At 56.7% G+C, this 20,827-nt stretch carries 9 protein-coding genes and 1 pseudogene; 8 read left to right on the plus strand and 2 right to left on the minus strand.

Annotated features, from left to right (window positions below; translation table 11 throughout):
• The first annotated feature begins 18 nt into the window (after window positions 1–18).
• The 4 genes from L8I05_RS02740 to L8I05_RS02755 all read left to right on the plus strand — a co-directional run bounded on the left by L8I05_RS02740 (window position 19) and on the right by L8I05_RS02755 (window position 16,349).
• Window positions 19–14,007 (plus strand): filamentous hemagglutinin N-terminal domain-containing protein, encoded by a 13,989-nt coding sequence (locus L8I05_RS02740; protein ID WP_242167114.1) that lies wholly within the window; start codon window positions 19–21, stop codon window positions 14,005–14,007.
• 6 nt (window positions 14,008–14,013) lie between these two features.
• Complete coding sequence (locus tag L8I05_RS02745; RefSeq protein ID WP_242167115.1) at window positions 14,014–14,472, plus strand: SMI1/KNR4 family protein; 459 nt, start codon at window positions 14,014–14,016, stop codon at window positions 14,470–14,472.
• Between the two features lie 452 nt (window positions 14,473–14,924).
• Window positions 14,925–15,386 carry an SMI1/KNR4 family protein gene (locus L8I05_RS02750; RefSeq protein ID WP_242167116.1) on the plus strand — a complete coding sequence of 154 codons (462 nt, stop codon included), beginning with the start codon at window positions 14,925–14,927 and terminating at the stop codon, window positions 15,384–15,386.
• Between the two features lie 360 nt (window positions 15,387–15,746).
• Complete coding sequence (locus tag L8I05_RS02755) at window positions 15,747–16,349, plus strand: hypothetical protein (protein WP_242167117.1); 603 nt, start codon at window positions 15,747–15,749, stop codon at window positions 16,347–16,349.
• Here L8I05_RS02755 and L8I05_RS02760 read toward each other — a convergent pair.
• Window positions 16,346–16,827, minus strand: a pseudogene (locus L8I05_RS02760) (IS4 family transposase); the annotation flags it as partial. The gene L8I05_RS02755 and the pseudogene L8I05_RS02760 overlap by 4 nt on opposite strands.
• Before the next feature lie 526 nt (window positions 16,828–17,353).
• Here L8I05_RS02760 and L8I05_RS02765 point away from each other — a divergent pair.
• The 4 genes from L8I05_RS02765 to L8I05_RS02780 all read left to right on the plus strand — a co-directional run bounded on the left by L8I05_RS02765 (window position 17,354) and on the right by L8I05_RS02780 (window position 20,259).
• Window positions 17,354–18,028 (plus strand): hypothetical protein, encoded by a 675-nt coding sequence (locus L8I05_RS02765; protein WP_347341214.1) that lies wholly within the window; start codon window positions 17,354–17,356, stop codon window positions 18,026–18,028.
• A gap of 377 nt (window positions 18,029–18,405) precedes the next feature.
• Window positions 18,406–18,753: a DUF3969 family protein gene (locus L8I05_RS02770; RefSeq protein WP_242167119.1), complete on the plus strand. Its 348-nt coding sequence runs from the start codon at window positions 18,406–18,408 to the stop codon at window positions 18,751–18,753.
• A gap of 568 nt (window positions 18,754–19,321) precedes the next feature.
• The gene (locus L8I05_RS02775; RefSeq protein WP_242167120.1) at window positions 19,322–19,534 is read left to right on the plus strand and encodes a hypothetical protein; all 213 of its coding nucleotides are present in this window, start codon (window positions 19,322–19,324) and stop codon (window positions 19,532–19,534) included.
• A 305-nt stretch (window positions 19,535–19,839) separates the two neighbouring features.
• Window positions 19,840–20,259 carry a HEAT repeat domain-containing protein gene (locus tag L8I05_RS02780; RefSeq protein WP_242167121.1) on the plus strand — a complete coding sequence of 140 codons (420 nt, stop codon included), beginning with the start codon at window positions 19,840–19,842 and terminating at the stop codon, window positions 20,257–20,259.
• A 115-nt stretch (window positions 20,260–20,374) separates the two neighbouring features.
• Here the strand turns inward: L8I05_RS02780 and L8I05_RS02785 are convergent, their stop codons facing one another.
• Window positions 20,375–20,818, minus strand: a complete 444-nt coding sequence (locus L8I05_RS02785) for a type II 3-dehydroquinate dehydratase (RefSeq protein ID WP_242167122.1) — start codon at window positions 20,816–20,818, stop codon at window positions 20,375–20,377.
• Between the last annotated feature and the right edge of the window lie 9 nt (window positions 20,819–20,827).

The raw sequence follows: 20,827 nt of genomic DNA on the forward strand, positions 1-20,827 counted from the left end.
CGGGCACCGGGACATGACATGGACGTTCGCCAGTTCGCCTTCCTCGCGCGACAGCCTTCTGCTGCCGTAAAAAGCCGTTCCCACTTCCTGGGGCTGCCTAAACGTGGGTTAGCGTTGATTCTGGCCAACGCCATGTTCTGGCAGCCATTGCTGGCCCAGGCCGACGGCATCGTGGTCAGCGCACCGAGCACGGGCCTGGCGCAAGCGGGCAATGGCGTGCCCATCGTCAACATCGCCGCGCCGAACGCCAACGGGCTGTCGCACAACCAATTCCATGACTACAACGTCGGGGCCAACGGCGTCATTCTCAACAACTCGACCAATCGGACCGAGTCCACGCAACTGGGCGGGATCATCCTCGGCAACCCCAACTTCAAAGGCACCGCCGCCAATATCATCCTCAATGAAGTCAACGGCGGCAGCCCCAGCCAGCTGCGTGGCTACACCGAAGTGGCGGGGCAGTCGGCGCATGTAATCGTGGCCAACCCGTACGGCATCAGCTGCAACGGCTGCGGCTTTATCAACACCCCGCAAGCCACGCTCACCACCGGCAAGGCAGTGATCGAAAACGGCCAGATCAATCGCTACCAAGTCGACCGTGGCAGCGTCGCCATCGAAGGCGCCGGCCTGAACGCCAGCAACGTCGACCAGTTCGAAATCATCACCCGCGCCACCACCATCAACGCGCAGATCCAGGCGAAAAAACTCGCCATCGTCGCCGGTCGCAACGACGTCGACGCCCGCACCTTGAACGCCACGGCACGTGCAGCGGACGGCAGCCAGGCGCCGGATTTGGCGATTGATTCGTCGGCGCTCGGCGGGATGTATGTGGGCGCGGTCAAGCTGGTCGGCACTGAAGCCGGTGTGGGCGTGCGGCTGTCGGGTGACATGGTTGCCGGCGGCGATATTCAGATTGATGCCGCTGGCAATGTGGTGATGGGCCAGACTTCGGCCGGTACGGCCGTTAACGTCAAGGCGCAGAGCGTCGAGGCCAAAGGCGCGGTCTACGCCGGTACGGATTTGGCGATCAAAACCCAGGGCGCACTGACCAACCAGCAAACCCTCGCCGCTAAAGACAGCATCACGCTGGACGCCGGTGGCCGGTTGACCAACAACGGCATTATCGAAGCGGGCGTTAACCCCGATAACACCCGCAACACCCAAGGCGACGTGCGCCTGACCGCCCAAGCTCTCGACAACACCGGCAAGACTGTGATCGCCAGCCGCGACCTCAGCGTCACCACCGGCGAACTCGCCAACCAGCGCGGCACGTTGAGCGCTCAACGCGCCGCACAACTGAACGCCACTCAGATCGACAATCAAAACCAAGGCCGCATCCTCAGCGCCGGCAGCCTCGGCATCAACGCCGACCAACTGCTCAACAGCCAAGGCGGCCTGGTCACCAGCACCGGCAACCTCACGGCTGGCATCGGCCAACTGATCAACCGCAACGGCGAGCTGTCGAGCCAGGCGCAGGTCACGCTGCAACTGGCGGCGTTGGATAACGTTGCCGGTCTTGTGTCGGCAGGACAGTCACTGACCCTCAATGCCACAGGCCCGGTGAATAACCAGCACGGCACTGTGCGCGGCGATGTGCGCCTGGACTTGAAAGCCGGCCACGTCGACAACAGCGAAGGCGGGCGCATCAGCGGCGGGCAGGTGCTCAATGCCAATGTCGCAAGCCTTGATCAGCACAATGACGGACGCCTGTTCGGCCAAGGCGATGTCAGCCTCGACCTCAATCGCGGGCACCTGAATAACAGCGGCGGGGTGATCAATGCGCCAGGGCGCTTGTTGCTGAGCAACCTCAACAGCGTCGATAACCACGGCGGCGAAATCTCCAGCAGCCAGGCCTTTATCCTGGCTGCCGACACCCTGAACAACCGCAACGCCAAACTTCTGAGCGAGCAGGCGCTGACCCTGCGCATCGCCCAGGCGCTCGACAATACCCAAGGCCTGGTCTCGTCCAAAGCCCTGGATATGCATGCCGGCAGCCTGAACAACAATGGCGGCACACTCAGCGCCGGTGACGGCCTGCTCGCGCAAATCGACGCGGCACTCGATAACCGCAACGGCAAAGTGTTGGCGCGCACGGCGTCGGTCAGCAGCGGTTCACTGGACAATCGCCAAGGCCTGCTGCAAGGCGACGCCACCCTCAACCTCAACAGCCTGGGCCTGCTCGAAAACCGCCAGGGCACGCTGTTCGCCGGCCAAGCATTTGACCTCAGCGCCGGCAGCCTGGACAACAGCGGCGGCAAGCTGACCAGCGACGGCCGCCTGACTGCACTGATCAGCGCGCAATTGCTCAACCAAACCGGCCTGTTAAGTGCGGTGGGCCAGCTGCAAATCAGCGCCGCCAGCCTCGATAACAGCGCCAAGGGCAACCTCTACAGCCAGGCGGGCTTGAGCCTCGACCTGAACCACGGCCACCTGAATAACCAGGGCGGCTTGATCCACGCGCCGGGGGCGTTGCTGCTGAGCAACCTCAACAGTGTGGATAACCGCGGTGGCGAAATCTCCAGCGCCCAGGCGCTGGCCTTCAACGCCGACAGCCTCGATAACCGCGGCGGCAAATTGCTCAGCGAGCAAGGGCTGTTGGTGCGCATCGCCAAGGCATTGGATAACACCAAGGGCCTGGTCGCGGCGACAGGGTTGGACCTGCGCGCCAACAGCCTGGTCAACGCCGAAGGTTCGCTGAAAGTACGTGATGACCTGAAGGTGTTCGTCGACACCGCGCTGGACAATCGCCAGGGCGAACTCATCGGCGCGACCACCACGTTGAATAGCCTGACGCTGGACAACAGCCAGGGCCTGCTGCAAGGCGACACCTTGCTCAGCGTCACCAACAACGGCATCGCGATCAACCATGGCGGGCGTTTCGTCAGCGGCCAACAGCTGAACCTGAGCATCGGCCAGTTTGATAACAGCGGCGGCAGCGTCGCGTCGGCGGGGGCGATGCAGGCCAATGCCGACCTGTTCGACAACAGCCACGGCGGGCGACTGCTGGCCAACGGTGCGATGCAACTGAGCCTGGGTCACCTGAACAATCAACAAGGCACCGTGCGCGGCGATGGCAACCTCACGCTGCAAGCCACCACGCTGAACAACGACGCCGGCCGCATCAGCAGCGGCGCGGCGCAGCACCTGACCACCCGCGGTGCACTCAGCAACGTCAGCGGTGAAATGCTAAGCGCCATGGCGCTGACCCTCAACAGCGCCAGCCTCGACAACCGTGGCGGCAAACTCATCGGCGACGGCGCCGTGCAAGTCACCACCGGTACGCTGAACAACCAGTACAGCGGGCGCCTGACCAGCGCCGAGCGCCTCGACCTCACGGCAGGGCAGGTGGATAACCGTTTCGACGGCCAAATCGCCAGCAACCAGGCCCTCACCGCCAGCGTCACCGGCCTTGACCAGCGCGGCGGCGGCAAGCTCTACAGCCTCAGCGACCTGAGCCTGGACATGCATCAGGGCCACCTCAATAACGCCGGTGGCCTGATCCATGCGCCGGGCCACTTGCTGCTTAACAACCTGTCGACGGTCGCCAACAGGAACGGCGAAATCTCCAGCGAAAACGCCTACACGCTGGCCGCGACGAGCCTGGATAACAGCGACGGCAAACTGCTCAGCGATCAAGCGCTGACCCTCAAGCTCGACCAGGCGCTGACCAACGTCAAAGGCCTGATTACTGCCGCCGCGCTCAACGTTCAGGCGGCTCGTTTGAACAACATCGACGGCCAGGTCATGGGCGACGACAGCCTTGATTTGACCACTTCAGGCGCCTTGTTCAACAGCGGCGGCACCTTGGGCAGCGGCCAGCGTTTGAACGTCACGTCGGCCAGCCTCGATAACAGCCAATCCGGCAGCCTCGTGAGCGATGGCAGCCTGACGGTGAAGGTCGACGGCCTGTTGGATAACCAAGCCAAAGGCGGCGTGCTCGCCAAAGGCGCCATGGATATCCAGGCCGGCAGCGTGGACAACCGCGCCGGCCGCCTCTCGGGGCAAAACCTGCTGACCCTGCGCAGCAACAGCCTGGACAACCGTGGCGGCGCGGTGCGTGCCAATCAGGACCTGAACCTGCACGTCGGCCAGTTGGATAACCGCGCCGGCGTGCTCAACAGCAAGCAGGCGCTGGGGCTCACCGGGCAATCCCTGAACAACCAGAACGGCGGTTTGGTCAGCGCCGTCGGCCCGGTGCGCCTGAACGTTGAGAATGTTGAAAACGCCAAGGGGCGCATTGCCAGTCAGGACGATCTGGACGCCACCGTGGGGGTGCTGAACCAGCAGGGCGGCGAATTCGTCGCTCAAGGCAGCCTGACCCTCGCTGCCGACAGCCTGAACAACCGCGACAAGGGCCTGGTAGCGGCGACAAAAGCGCTGAAACTCAACACCCGCACCCTCGACAACCGCGGCGGGGAAATCTCCAGCCAACAAAGCGTCGACCTCAGCGGCCAGCACCTGGACAACAGCGGCGGCAAGTTGCTGGCCGGGACTGCGTTGGCGTTGGCGATGCAGGACGTGATCAACCAGTCCAAAGGGTTGGTGTTCGCCCAGAACACCCGGTTTACCGGTGCGAGTCTGGACAACACCGACGGCACTTTTGGCGCTCAACACGCCTTGGCACTGAACCTCTCGGCCGGGCTGGATAACACGCGCGGCAAACTCAGCAGCGAAGGGTCGCTGGACCTGGCTGCCCAGCGCATCGATAACACTGGCGGCAGCCTCTCCGGCGCCGGTCCTCTGGCCATCAGCAGCGCCACGGATTTGATCAATACAGGCGGCACCGTCGAGAGTGCACAAAGCCTGAAGCTGACCAGTGCCAGCCTCGATAACAGTAACGGCCTGCTCAAAAGCCAGGGTACGGCGAACCTGGTTACCGGCGAGTTCAACAACAGCCTCAGAGGGCAGGTGATCAGTGCCGACAGCCTTGACCTGACGGCCACACGCGTAACCAACGGCGGGCATATCGGCAGCGTCGGCAGGCTGAATGCCAACCTCACCGGGCTCACCCAACTGGGCGGCGCCGAGCTGTTGAGCACCACGCAACTGACCCTCGACTTGCACAACGGCGAGCTGGTCAACGCCGGTGTGATCAACACGCCAATCCTGGCCTTGAACAACCTCGCCAGCCTCGACAATCAGCACGGCGAAATCTCCAGCCAAAGCGCCTTCACTTTGGCGGCGAAAAACCTCGACAACAGCAACGGCAAGCTGATCAGCAACCAGGCGCTGACCTTGCGCGTTGAACAGGTGCTGGCCAACGTCAAAGGCCAAGTCAGCGCTGCCAGCCTCAACGCACGCAGCACGCAACTGAACAATGCCGATGGCTTGCTCAGCGGTCGCGGTGGTGTGGACATCGGCGCGACTGAATCGATGGATAACCAGCGCGGTAGTTTGATTGCCGACGGAGCCTTGCTGTTGTCCAGCGCGGCACTGAATAACCGTGGCGGTGAGATTGCCGGCAAGGCCCACGTCACGGTTAACGCAGCCAGCGTGGATAACCAGAACGGCAAGCTGATCAGCACCGACGGCCTGGAGTTGAGCGCTGCCACGCTGGACAACCGCAACGGTCTGGTAGGCGCGACAAAAGCGCTGACACTCGACGTGGGTAGCATCGACAACCGCGCCGGCGAGCTGACCGGCAACGCCGACGTGAGCATCACCGGCCAGCAGTTGAACAACAGCGACAAAGGCAGCGTGTTTGCCGGCGGCGCCTTGAACCTGGCGGTTGAGCAAATCATCAACCGCACCCTCGGTGAATTGAACGGCCAGCGCCTGACCCTCACCGGCACCTCGCTGGATAACAGCGGCGGCAAACTGCTCAGCCAACAACCGCTGGTGCTGGACCTGGCGGGCGACCTGGACAACAGCCAAGGCGTGCTGAGCAGTGAAGACGCGCTGAACGTCAAGGCGCGCAGCCTTGATAACAACCACGGCAGCCTCTCCAGCGCCCAGGATTTGAACGTCGCCGTGACCGGCAGCCTGGACAACCAAAGCGGCAAGTTGGTCACCGATGGCAACCTGACCTTGCGCAGTGCCAGCCTGGGCAACCAGCAGGGCACGCTCAGTGGCAAAGGCTCGGTCGCGGTCACTACGGGCGTGCTGAACAACCAGGGCGGCCGCCTTAACAGTGGCGACACGTTGGCGTTGACCAGCGGGCAACTGAACAATGGCGGCAGCATCGGCAGCCAGCTAGACATGACTGCCAACGTCACCGGGCTGGACCAGCAAGGTGGCACGCTGTTCAGCAACGCCGGCTTGAGCCTGGATTTGAACAACGGCGCGTTGAACAACACGGGTGGCTTGCTCAATGCCAAGGGCCCGTTGCTGCTGAATAATCTCAACACCGTGACCAACCAGAACGGTGAAATCTCCAGCGGCCAAGCCTTCACCCTGGCCGCGCAAACCCTGGATAACAGCAACGGCAAACTGCTGAGCAACCAAGGCCTGACCCTGCGCATCAACCAGGCGCTGAGCAACGTCAAAGGCCTGATCGGTGGGGCCAGCCTCGATACCCACGCGGCAGCCGTGGATAACCGTGGCGGCACCCTCAGCAGCCGCAGCGACCTGCAACTGACCAGCGCCGGGCAACTGAACAACGCCGATGAAGGCTTGGTCTCTGCCGCTCAAGTATTGACCCTGCAAAGTGCCGACCTGAATAACCGCAACGGCAGCTTGTTGGGCGCCACCGTCGCGCTGAATGCGATGGCCCTGAATAACACTGCCGGCGGCCTGATCAACAGCAAAGGCAGCCTGCGCATGATGGCGGCCAGCCTCAACACCAGCGACGGCGGCGAAGTCTCGGCCAAAGGTGCGCTGGCCGTCGGCGTTAACGCGTTGGCCTTGGCGGGTGGCCGCATTGTCGGCGAGCAAGGCGTCACCCTCGACCTCAATAACAGCGACCTGGATAACCATAATGGCCTGCTCCTTGCCAACGGCCCGCTGACCCTGAAAAACCTGCGCGACCTCAACAACAGGGGCGGTGAAATATCCAGCCAGCAAAGCTTCTCCCTGACAGCGCGCAACCTCGACAACACCGGCGGCAAGCTGATCAGCAGCCAGGCGCTGACCCTCAACGCCGCGAGCCTGGTTAACAGCGCAAACGGCCTGATGTCCGGCTGGCAAGGTTTGAACGTCAACGGTGGCAACCTCGACAACCGCGACCACGGCACGCTGTCCAGCCGCAATGGCGCGATTGATGTGCGCCTGAGTGGCGCACTGCAAAACAACACGCAAGGCGCAGTCGTCAGCCAAGGGCGCCTGGACGTTCGCGCCGACAGCCTGGATAACCGTGGCGCAGGTGTGCTCTCCAGCGGTACCGGGCAGACGCTGGCGGTGACCGGCGCGTTGGTGAACGGCGCGTTGGTGAACGGCGACCGCGGCTTGATCGAAAGCGGCGCCGAGCTGGAGGTGCAAGCGGCCACCCTGGCCAACCAAGGCAGTATCACCGCGCAACAGGCCTTCACCTTTACCGGCACCGACCTGACCAACAACGGCGGCAGCCTGATCACCAACGGGCGCATGACCCTCGACTTGCTCGGCAACCTCAACAACAGCGGCGGCAAACTGGCGAGCACCGGGCCGTTGCTGTTGAAGCGGGCTAATCAGGTCTACAACAGCGCCGACGGCCAGATCGTCAGCCAAAGCCTGTTGACCCTGTTCGCCGGCGGCCTGGACAACAGCGAACGCGGCACTGTCGCAGGCCAGCAGCAGGTGGCGATCACCACCGGTGGCGTTGTGCAAAACCACACGGGCGGCCTGATTTACAGTGAGGGCGGCGATGTTCAACTGCACGCCGCCGGCCTGAATAACGCCAAGGGCTCCGTGCTGGGCCAGACTGGCCTGACGCTGGACATCGGCGGCGATGTCGATAACCACGGCGGCACATTGGCCAGCCTCAAGGGCGTGCTGGATGCCAAATTGGCCGCAGGCTTGAACAACAGAGGTGGCGTGATCCAGGCTCAAGGCCTGAACCTGCTCGCCAACCGCATCGATAACCAGAACGGCCGTATCGTCGCGCAAACCGGTGACGCCGTGCTCAGCGCCACCACCTTCGCCAACGCCAACGGCGGTTTGTACGCCAAGGGTTTGGTGCGTGTGGCGGGCCAGGCGCTGGACAACAGCGCCGGGCAGATCGCCGCAGGCGCGATTGACTTGAGCGCCAGTGGCGCTTTGACCAACCGCGGTGGGGTGATTGAAAGCGACAGCAGCCTGAACGTAGCCGCCGCGAGTGTCGACAACCAAGGCGGGCAACTGCGCGCGCTGGGCAACGGCGGCAAAACCAACTTCCAGCTCGGCGGCGTGTTTGATAACCGTAACGGGCGACTGGAAACCACTAACACCGACCTGACCCTGAATGCTGCGGGCTTCCAGAACCAGGGCGGCAGTTTGCTGCACGCGGGCACCGGCACCTTTGATATCGCCACTGCCAACCTGATTGAGGCTGGCGGCGATGTGGTAACACGCGGCGGCCTTACCCTGGCGGCGGACACCTGGACCAACAGCAGCGTAATCCAGGCCGGGCGTTTGACGGTCAACGTCAACAGCCTGAATCAGACCGCGGGTGGGCAACTGTTGGCCTCTGACAGCCTGACGGGCACCGGTGGCAGCTGGACCAATGACGGTTTGATTGCCAGCGACGGCACGGCCACGCTGACCCTGAGCGGCGCATACGGTGGTAACGGGCGCTACAGCAGCCTGGGCAACCTGGGCTTGAATACCGCACAGCTCAACCTGAGCAGCACGGCCAGCGTTGCAGCGGGGCAAGACAGCACGATCAAGGTCAACGGCCCACTTACTAACGCCGGACGCCTGACCTCGGCAGGCAACATGCGTTTGACGGCCGGGAGCGTCAACAACACCGGCACCTTGGCCACGGGCGCCGACCTCACGCTCACCACTGGCACGCTGGTCAACAATAGCCACGGTCTGATCACCAGTGGCGGCGACATGCAGTTGCTGACCTCAAGCTTCACTAACGCCTACGCCGACGTCTATGGCCTGGGCGACGTCCTGATCGCCAAGAACCCGAACCAGGGCAAGGCCGATCTGCTGGATAACCGCTCCGGCACTATTGAGAGCGTGAAAAACCTGACGATCAACGCCATGACCGTCAACAACGTGCGGGATGTGCTGGAGTATTCGCTCCATCAAAAAAGCTCGGTGAAAATCACCGAGCTTCCCTGTGGCCAAATTGCAATTATCGGGTGCGATTATCGCGGTAGTAATAGTCGCAACGGCCTGTGGCAAATTGACGAAATCGATCGGCTGACGGTCACCCAGAGCAGCCTTGCCTCGTCACTCAGCAGCGGCGCTGATCTGCAGATCAACGCCCAGACCCTTAACAACCTGAGCAGTACGATCGCTGCCACGGGCAACCTCGCGGCGAATGCCGACACCATCAATAACCAGGGCGTACAGGCGCAAGAGATCAAGACGACGCGCACCCTTGTGAGTTACGTCAAGGAGTTCGCCCAGACCAGTGCGCGTGTTGCCAATTTCAATGCTCGAAACGCCATCACGCCTACGGCGAACGTCGAGGGCGAGCTGGCCTACGCCATAGGGCTGATGTGGGGAGGCGAGCGCTCTCGATCCACCACCACGACAAATTCAGATGGCGCCTCGTATGACGCAATCATCCAGGCAGGCGGCAATGTCGCCCTCAACGCAGTCAAGAACATCAACAACAGCGTGGTTCGCCCTTACTACGCCTATGTGGCAGCAGGCCGCACCAAAGAGCAAACCGGCGCAGGCAGCGGCCACTCCACCGCCGTTTCCGTCAACGCACAACTGCGACCAGACCTGGCGCAACAGCAAGTCAACCCAATAAGTCTGCCAGGTTTCACCTTGCCAACGGGTCAGAACGGCTTGTTCCGCCTGAGCGGGCAGGACGCCACCCAGGGGCAAGCAGCCCAAGGCACTACAGGCCAGCAGAGCTGGACACTCGGCGGCGCGAGCGTCGACCTGGCGCAACGCCAACAAGCCCTTCCAGAGAACTCGGCGCGCACGCTTCAACTGGGTGATGTCGCCCCTGTGTCCGCCAGCACCCACCAACTGAGTGTCGCGGCCCGTACCGCAGACGGCATTGATGCCAGTGCACGCGCGGTCAATGCTGCCGGTGTCGGCAGTGCCGATGACGTCGTGCAGCAACCCGGTCGCACGACCGCTGGTGATATTGCGCATGTCGACGGCATCGCGGCGTTAAGTGGCAGTGCCCAACCCGCCGTCGACCTTTCGCCGGTCCTGGTTGAGCGAGATGCACGGGTTGCTGTTACCGCGCCTGAGCGCCCGGCTTCGCTCCCAACGCTTGCTCCGCATGACGCCGTGGCCACCGTTGCGACTCAAGCCGGCGCGCAACCGAGCACCGTCAACGCCCAAACCATCAGCCGCGTGCAAGGCCTGCCCGCTAGAAACGGCGTGTCGCAAGCGCACAAATACCTGATCGAAACCAACCCCGTGCTCACCGACATGAAGCAATTCATGAGCTCGGATTACCTGCTCTCCGGCCTGGGCTACAACCCGGACGAGAGCGCCAAGCGCCTGGGCGATGGTTTTTACGAACAGCGCCTGATCCAACAAGCCGTCGTGGCTCGCACCGGCCAACGTTTTATCGATGGGCAAACCACCGACGAAAAACTGTTCAAACACCTGATGGACAACGCCATCGCCAGCAAGCAAACGCTGAACCTGGCCGTGGGTGTAAGCCTGAGTTCCGAGCAAGTCGCGGCGTTGACCCACGACATCGTCTGGCTGGAAAAAAGCGTGGTCAACGGCGAAGAAGTGTTGGTGCCCGTGCTCTACCTGGCCAACGCCAACAATCGCCTGGCGCCGACCGGTGCGCTGATTGCGGGTAACGATGTCAGCCTGATCGCCGGGCAAGACCTCAACAACGTCGGCACCCTGCGCGCCAGCAACAACCTGTCGGCCAAGGCCGGCAATGACCTGGTGAACAGCGGCTTGATTGAAGCGGGCAACCGCCTGGACCTGCTGGCCGGCAACAACATCGTCAACAAGGCCGGCGGGATCATTGCCGGCCGCGACGTCACCCTGACCGCCGTGAACGGCGACGTGATCAACGAGCGCACCGTCACCCGTCACGACAGCAGCGACGGCGTCTCCAGCGAACACCGCGAGTTCCTCAGCAGCGCAGCCCGTATCGAAGCGGCCAACGACCTGAGCATCAACGCCGGGCGCGACGTCTCCAACCAGGGCAGCGTGCTCGACAGCGGCCGCGACACCACGATACAGGCCGGGCGCGACCTGAGCTTCGGGTCGGTGGAGCAGGTCAACAGCAACGCCAACACCACAACGCGCTCCAATAGCAGCTCCGTCACGCAGAACGGCTCGTCGGTGACGGCAGGTCGCGACCTGTCGGCAAAGGCCGGGAGAGACTTGACCGCGATTGCCAGCCAGATGGAAGCCAAGCGGGATGTGGCGATGGCGGCGGGTGGGGACCTGATCTTGGCTTCGGCGGCGGATGAGCAGCATGCGGCGTTGAATTTGAAGAAGGTTAAGGCGCAGCAAGACCATGTGAGCCAGGTGGCGACTTCGGTTAAGGCTGGGGGGGATGTGGTGCTCAGCGCTGGGAAGGACTTGGCGATGATTGCCAGTCGTGTCAGTGCTGGGGATGAGGCGTATCTGGTGGCGGGTGGCAACTTGGCGTTGCTGTCGGCGCAAGACAGTGATTACTCGCTGTATGACATGAAGAAAAAGGGCAGTTGGGGCAGCAAGGAAACCCAGCGCGATGAAGTCACTCAGGTCACGAACATCGGCAGCCAGATCACCAGTGGCGGCAATCAGACCCTGCAAAGCGGTGGGGACCAGCTCTACCAGGGCGCCAAGCTTGAAAGTGGCGGCGATATAGCGATTGTCAGTGGTGGGGCGGTGGCGTTTGAGGCGGTCAAGGACCTGCATCAGGAGAGTCACGAGAAGTCCAATAACAACGCCTTCTGGGTGTCCTCTGAAGGCAAAGGTAATACCGACGAGAGCGTGCGTCAGACTCAGATGGTTGCCGCCGGGAATATTGCGATCAAAGCGGTGGATGGACTGAGGATTGACGTTACCCAGGTCAATCAGCAAACCGTTAGTCAGTCTATTGATGCGATGGTTAAGGCTGACCCGCAGTTGGCTTGGCTCAAGGATGCGGAAAAACGCGGTGATGTGGATTGGCATCAGGTTAAGGAAATTCACGATAGCTTTAAGTACAGCAACTCGGGGTTGGGGCCTGCTTCGCAGATCATTATTGCGATTGTGATGGCTGCGGTGGTTGGGCCTATGGCCGCGGGGCTAACCGGAGGGACAGTTACCGGTGCGGCGCTCGGCGCTGTTGCTTCGGGGGCTGCAACTAACGCTACGGTAAGTGTGATCAATAACCGGGGCAATCTTGGCGCAGTGTTGAAGGACGTCACCTCTTCAGATGCGATGAAGGGGTACGTAATTTCGGGGGTAACTGCGGGCCTGACTGCAGGTCTTTTCGATGGCTGGACCGGGACTCAGACCAATCCATCAACGGGAGCGGTGATCACTTCGCCAGCACTTAATACCTGGACTGGTGTCGGGCAGTTTGCGGCTAATCAGGCTTTGCAGAACAGTACCTCGACTCTACTGAGCAAGGCTTTGGGGCAAGGCGGTGACTTTGGCGACGCGCTCAAAGGCGCTTTGTTTAATGCGTTGGCAGCTGCAAGTTTCAATGCCGTTGGCGATTTTACACAGGGCAAGCTGACTGATGGTTACCCACCAAAGATACTTGTTCATGCGATGGTCGGCGGGCTGCTTTCCCAAGCTACGGGAGGAGACTTTAAAACGGGGGCGTTGGCGGCTGGTATCAACGAAGCAGTAGTAGGCCACCTGGATGCATTGGTTCATGGTGATAAAACCTTGCTGTCCATGAGCTCTCAGATAGTGGGTGTATTGGCGGCGGCTTCGCAGAATGATGCGGATGCGAGTTCGATCGAGAAGGGTGGCTGGATAGCGAAGAATGCGACGCAGTACAACTATTTACTTCATCATCAAGTGGTGGCAATGCTTGAGGAACTTGATAGCAAGATAACTGACGATGAAAAAAATGAAGTCCGTGAGCGTTACGCGAAAATAGACGAGGATAGCAATAAAGCCCTAGCGTCAGTGTGCAATAATGACCCGAAAATTTGCGAATCGCTTTCGGGTCGGCTTATTGAGGATGAGCCAAAACTTCGGGAATTGGCTAAATCCCTTGCTTCCCAAGGGCGTGTTGGAGAAGCAACTACAATTGCTTTAATAATAATAGGTAATAACACCACCGCCGGATTAACCATTGCTACTGAGTTAGCTGCGTTGCGAGATGGGGGAGACCCTTTTTGGACCGCTGCTGCTGCTACGTTACTTGGCGCCGTACTTGGAACAGGAAAAGCAGTAAGCTCCGCAGGTAACAAAAAAACTAATACAAGCAATTTGTTGGAGATTGGACAGACTAAAGTTGTAGATGGTGCAAAAGGGCCAGGTTCTGCTGGTACGGGCACGATGGCGGGTAGTAATGTTGCAAGTACAACGCCTAAAGCTGATATTTTTTGGAATAAAACAACAGTTCTAGATAGGACTGTTTATCAACGTAACGACCTCTTTGACCCAGAGGCCCTATCGACCTGGAGAGTACGAGGTAAAACTGTTGAAGGCTCAAACCTTGAGAGGATGGCCTCGGGTCGAGCACCAATTGGGTATGATGGGAAATCCGTTGAGTTACATCATCTCTCGCAAACTGAAGTTAATGGATTCGCTGGTACTCGTGGTTCACTTGCAGAAGTTGGTTCTGTTTTCCATAGCCAGAATAGCAGTGTTCTTCATGTCCCATCCAATGCCGCTCAAAGCTTTAGGTATACTCGTTACAAAGACTCTGCAGAATACAGAAACCCTACGACTGATTATGTTTCAGTTCCTACGGATTTGAATGCAAAAACATTGACAAAGCAGGCTAAAGAGTTTAATTCTTATCAGTCGGATTATTGGAAATTGCGGGCTCGGAGCGGGGAGTAATTAGGCGTGGATTATTCGAGAATCATTAATCTTATTAAAGAGTCGGATTTCGTTGAGTTTGCTGATTATGGCGACGGGATTGCTGATGAGTGGATTTATAAAGCTGAAGCTCGTCTTGGGTTGAAGTTGCCTGATAGCTATAAATGGTGGCTGAAGTGTTATTCTGGCGGGGAAATATCTGGGGAGGAGATTTATAGTATCTACGAAATGGATTTTGATAGTGTAAGGGGTGGTGATATCGTTTATATGTCAATCGTTAACGGTCGAAATGGGTTGTGTGGGAAGGAGAGGCTATTTATCTGCGAACCGCCGGGTGCAGGGGAATCATTTTATTTTGCCACGGACGATGGTCTTAATGATGGGGAGTATCCTGTTTATAGGCTTGAACTTTCTGATAAAACTTCTAGTTTGTATGCGAAAAACTTTATCGATTTCTTAGAAAAAAGAATAATGTCTTTCAGTTGAATAATGATTCTGCGTTTAAAAAAAGGTTGAGAACGGCTAGGTGCAAAAGAAGCTGCCGCCGTCAATGACTTAGTAAGATTATCTGAACGGGCTGTGCAAGTTCGCTCGGAGCTAAATATTGGTAGCGGAAGGAATATTGCCGTTGCTGAGTATTCAATTGATGGTCGAAGCGCTGAGCTTGTAGGAGTAAGCGGGCTAGCGAAGCGCCCTGGCACGGTCGATGTCCCTGAAAAGCAGGTGTTCGACACAATACAAACGGGTAATAATCCAAGGACAATGGACTCAGAGTATAAAATATTGTCAAATTTGGCAGATAAGCTAAACCCCTCATCGCAAGGGGTCGTGAATATTTACTCAGAGCTCCCAGTCTGCGTTTCATGCAGCGGGGTTATAGGTCAGTTTGAACAAAGGTTCCCTGGTGTGATTGTTAACGTTGAAACAGGAAAGCCAAGATGAAAAACGTTCGGGATATTTTTCATGAGTTAGTGCTGCGAGGAGTAATTTTAGAGCCTAATCTTGTTGGTTGCTCCGAGGTTGATATTGCATCAGTCGAGCAACATTTTGGTTGTAGAATTCCGTTGGCATATCGTGATTTTTTGACGATTGCGGGACGTTCGGCTGGTAAGATTTTTTGTGGTGTGGATATATTTTATCCGAGATTACTTAGCCTGAAGTTGGAGGCGGAAGAATTGCTTGATGAGTTAAGTCTCTCTGGTTTTCTGCCTGCGGACGCTAAGGTGTTCTGTATGCATCAAGGATATGAAATTAATTTTTTTCTACCCGTCTCTGACGATCCTCCAGTATTTCAATTTTTTGAAGGTCAGAGTTCGATAGCTAAAACTTGGGATAGCTTTTCAGGCTTTTTAATGGCATCGATAGAAAGTCATCTTACACAATGGTCGGACTTAAATTGACACGCGGTTCAGGGTGTTACTTCGGATTCAATAAGGTTCAAAAGGAGCAGTAACGGCTGGGCGTGAGTTGACTCCTGTATTTAAGGATGCTGATACAGGCTTAAATGCAATCAATACCGTCGCTTCCAACAATAGTGGCAAGATTCAGGAACAGGGTCTTGATTCAGCCTAGGGAAAGCTTGAATTGCATGAAGGTCAGGTGGCAGTCCAATTGGAGCAGTAAAACGGGAACAGACCACCGTATAATATGAGGAGGTGAGGGGGTAGTTCAGGCTTGATTGAACTTTGCTCATAAGTCTGGTCTGACTCCTATTTACATTGTTAAAGTTGCAGTGTAAGTTGGTTTTGAGGAGATCTATAATGATTGGTTTAAACGAAAATTGGCGACCGGGATTTGGAACAATATTTACGTGGTTTGCCGTAGATAAAAACGGAAAGATCGCTGTGATGGTGAATAATTGTTACGGAGAACTGCCGCAAATTCTGTTGAGACTCGAAAATGTAGATGCTCAACTTGATAGGCTATCTGAGTTTGTTTGGGGCGAGTCTTCTGAGTTTTTAAGTCGTTTTCCCGATAAGTGCGGTGAACTTGAGATTGACCTTTATTCGGCATGGCGATATCAAGAAAAATTCTCGAAGGAACGTTTGGTTGAGTACCTGGAGTCTGATCTATTGGAATCAAAGTCCTTTGCAGAGGCTAATCTATCAGTCAATAAAGGCTTTTATGTCTATCATGGCGTAGAGGGCGATGATGTCGGTGTGGACTATCCTGTTGGCTATGAAGGGCAGACTGTAATGGGTGACTATTTCAGGTATTTGGTTCCTACAATATTCGGTAGCATTGATGATATTCCGGAGCCTTTACGTCAGGTGTTGGTGAAATCTGATAGTTTTGACTTTGCGAGTGATCAGTTGTTGAGGAATGATCAAGTGAGTTATCACTTTTCTCGTATGCTCTACTAGGACCGGTAAAGGGGATGGATTTGAGTGTCACTTACTATATTTTTCGGGTGTCCATTTTTCCTAACCTCGGCTCTTCCGCCGAACGCGTCTGCATCAGTATTGAGTAAGGCTAAGGCCTTCGTTTTATGGCGCGAGGCTCAATCCGTCCCGGCCGGTTTCCGATATGTTTCCTGGCGATCAACTTGAGTAAACCCTGTACCCCTTTCGCCTTATTCGTCAGTGCCGTGCTGCCTAGTCGCAAAGACCAATTGAAGTCTATGCTTGAAGCTAAGCTCTCGTGGCAAACAATCAGCTAATAGGGCTGATTTGGCCATATTCATCCGAATCAAATTATGCACACCCATAACTCTTTTAAAGCCATGCCAGGCGTCTTGCAGCTCAACGTTTCAAGCCCCGGCGTTGTCTTGATATTGCGCAGAACGAGCTCAACATGCCAACGGTTTTTGAGTAAGGGATGCGAAGACTTCGGTGAATGGCGTGAGTAAGGCCGGTACGCCGCGTGGGGACCCGAGGACGCGGTTGGAGGGGTGGCCGGGTAATAAATCAATTGCCGACTCTGATCCTGCTTTACGCGATGCTTTGCAAGCAGCGTTGGATTCAGGAAAAGCCAAGGTTCAAGGTGTCACAGTCGGTGTTCCCGCCCCCAGTAAAACAGGTGTAGCAGAATTTAAGGTGGAACCATGGACCAAGAAGTAATTCAGTGCGAGCGCTCGGGCGTAAACCCGAAATGGCCCTCCTACAAAAGTGTGCTGGGGCGCATAGCCAAGGGGCCACACGTCTCAGATGAATACGAGTTGAATGGCATCCGTGAATATGTTGAGCGCGGCGATGCAGTTGCGAAGCCATCAATGCCTGTACCGAATAGTGACAACGTTACGCGTAGTAGCTGCGAATGGATGGCCGTCACACGAGCCCACAAGGTATTGGCAACCGCACCAGATAATCCGCAATGGCTTCTGGAATTAGCCCATTGGCTGCGCTATTACCAAGTAGGAATTTGGCAGTTGTTCTTCTGGGCGGGCCAGTTTGACATTATTGCCAAAGCGGCAGGCAATGATCGCCGCCGCCAAAACTACAGCATGCAAACCGCCACCAATATGATGGCCGCCATGGCGACCCTAGGCTGGAAGGATGCCGTTCTCCATCAGGGCTATCTCACCCATGCGGCTCTCAACCGTGGGCATCAATTAGTGATTGAGTACGAAGAGCAACACCGCCGCGCCCAAGCCTTTATGCTGCGTGTGTTTGCCGATTGGGTTGGCGATGTTTCGCATCAATGGCCTGCTTATGCTTACGACGAACCCATCTACGAAGCCTTGTTGGCCAAGTGGCGCACTCCCAGCCCCGACGACCTGATGCCCTGCCTGTTGGCCGCGTGTGACCGACACACTTGGCAAACCGGCAAAGAGAGCCAGAAGAATGCCTATGACTTCAATCAGGACTGGCACTTGGAGCGCGTGCCGGTGGAAATTCTCTATATCCTGCGCCTGCGCCAGTGGGAAGGTTTAGCCAATCCGCAGAAGATTGATCATCCGCTGCTGGCCGCGCCCTTTGACCAATTGCCGCCCGAGCAACCAGTGCCTGAGTTGGACGAATTGATGCAAGGTGTGCTCAAACGCGCGAGGGAAGACTGGCCAAAGTACGATGAAGTGTTGTCGTTGCCAGCATTGAGGCGTTGAATGGTGCAAAAGCAGCAGTTAGCGGGCTTGGTACGAATACGACTGCTGTTGATATATTTGCTGTAGTAAAGCGGGGTCAGACCACCATTTTAAGATGAAGAGGTGAGGGGCATAGTTGAGGCTTGATTGAACTTTGCTCATAAGCGTGGTCTGACCGCTATTTTTACGAGCGGAAGGCAAGTATCGTATGGCGGTACGGCTGATGGGTCGAGTGTATTTGATTCTCTACGATGACCCAAACGTGATCTATGAAACTTTTGTATAAGTGAATGAAAAGCTCAATCCGATCTTCTGGCTGGTCTGATCCCTATTTTTCCTTAGAGTGAAAGTGGGAAGGTTTTCAATATGAAAGCTAGAACAAATGGGAGTAACTATTGATGCACAGTCCAGCGCTGGTGGTAGAGTTGCATGAGCCTGAAGAAGCCTGTCTGTTCTTGGCCGTTGTCGCTATCGGCTTGCTGACGGAAGTGGGTAATGAGGTGATGACGCTTGCTGAGGCTGAGCGCTTGTTGTTCACTCCTAGAACCGTCAGGATCCTGAGCGATAAAGGTCTCTCCCCAGCGTTGTGTGAGCTCATAATGGAGTGCTGCGAGTTGGACGATATCCTAGATTTGTTGCCCTTAAAATTTGATGCTGAATTGAGAAAAATGATAAATCGCTTTTCTGTATATTTAAAAGGTTCGGTTACGCAAGATCCTTATTCGACGCACTTACGATTGAAATGATGTGGCGCTAGCAGGGGAGTGGGCGACGCCACGGTTTTCTATTTTTTTTGGTTTTTAATAGTGGTCTCCCGCCCCCGTTTCGCTGGGTATAATGTTGTATAGGCTTTTCCGAACCTCGACGTTGACGCGTAGAAACTGTGCAGCGTGGGCGCTCCAAGGAAAGTCGGGTCAGCCCGCGATTATCGTTTGTAATGATGGGATTTATCCGGGTCGAGCCTGCTATACAAGTGTATGTTTTTTACGAGGATGCTAAGAGTGAGGCTAATTAATTTGATTTCATCAATGCTCATGGGGATTGGAGTCTTTGTTCTTATATTATCAATAGGTTGTTTGGTTGCGCTTTTTCCGGTCCTCCTCGTGTCAGCAGGTTTCGAAATAGAGTTTGATGCAGTGTTTTTGTGGTTGGGCATTCCATGTTCAGTTTTATTTGTGGTGGCGTGGTTTTATAAGTGCGGTGATTTTGCCAGAGCCCTTGTTTTTAGGCGTTAATGTAAAAATAGAGTCGAACTACGTTTATATGCGATTCAGAATATTGACCTAACCCCTATTTAACAATGGAGAGTTTTCAGTGATGGCGTTCATGGGATTGTTAGTAATGGTGCTGGGGGTATTGGGCATGATTTGGGGCGAGCGGGTCCTGTTCAAAAAGAGAGATGGCCTCAGTGCTTTATTTTCGTTTCCCCAAAATTGGGCAAGGTTTTTGAAGTGGCCGATTGGCGCTGGAATTTTTTGTATGGGATTGATGACCATGGTGCTGGGACTGCGTGGTTGGGGAACGTAGTGTATGGGCATTGCCTCAGTGTCTGGCCGTGGATTTAAAGGGTCCCCTACAAAGGTGTAATCATGTCAAACGACGTTTGTGGTTATGTCCATCCACCGCTAAGTCCAGAAACCTGGGCTGTCGTTGAGAGGTATATTTTAGACAGTGAACTGGGGTTGTTCAAAATCAGCGGCGCTGAGCTGTTTAACTACCCTGCTGAGTTCTCGCCACGCGAAGGGATTTTGAACAACACCAGGGACTCCAGACGCGCTTTACGACGTGTCGTGTAGAGACGGGTTGCAATAGAAAGAGACAAGGAACAATGCATGTTTGAAAGGTATGAAACATTGCTGGCAGCTATTTCCTCTGAAGACTATTGGTCAGATGAAGGCATTGCTATTGCCACCGCTCGCGTCTCTCAATTTGACAGTTCAGACTGGCAGGCACTTGATTCTGTGCTTTCACTGAAGTCTGAAGTGTGGCGAGGCCGGTGTGCCGAATCTTTAAGTGATTCGAATGATGATCGAGCCTTGCGTATTTTATTGAAGCTGCTCAAAGCAGAAGAGGAGTCGGTCGTTATTCATGCCATTGAGTCGATCGAATCGCTTATTTTGGCAGGTTATGTTTTTGACCCGCAGCCGATAGTGATGGCTTTAAGTGAAGGGGATGAGGCCTCCACACGAACGTTGGAATTAATGGCGACGACATTAGTCAGGAAGTGCGGGCATGCAAGAGGCGCACGTTGAATCGGTCAGTCAGGCTGCGATGCGGGTGCTGGGGGCTTGCAGATGCACCGCGGTGATCCCTTCGCAGCCTCGCTGAAGCTCGACAGCTCCCACCGTTGATCTGCGGTGAGGCGGCTCATTGGGTTTTCAACAACGTGGCCACCGCCGTGAGTGCCAGCTCATAACCCAGCGCCCCCAGCCCCGCGATAACTCCCGTTGCCGCCTTGGACACGTAGGAGTGATGCCGAAAACTCTCGCGCTTCCAGATGTTGCTCATGTGCGCCTCGATGATCGGGCCGTCGAAGGCCAGCAGCGCGTCGAGGATCGGCACTGAGCTGTAGGTGAGCCCGGCGGCGTTGATCACGACAGCGTCGGCGTTCAGCCGGGCCTCTTGAATCCAGTCCACCAGCACGCCTTCGTGGTTGCTCTGGCGAAAGTCCAGGCTCAGGCCCAGCTCGGCGGCATGGTGTTGGCAGCGTGCTTCGATGCTGGCGAAGCTTTCGCTGCCGTAGGTGCCGTTTTTGTCCAGGCCGTAAAGGTTGGCGTTGGGGCCATTGAGGAAAAACACGCGGTGGGACATGGCTTGCGC

The sequence above is a fragment of the Pseudomonas sp. MONT-RG-20F-20-E-7-02 genome (assembly GCF_022662395.1).
Lineage (GTDB): Bacteria > Pseudomonadota > Gammaproteobacteria > Pseudomonadales > Pseudomonadaceae > Aquipseudomonas.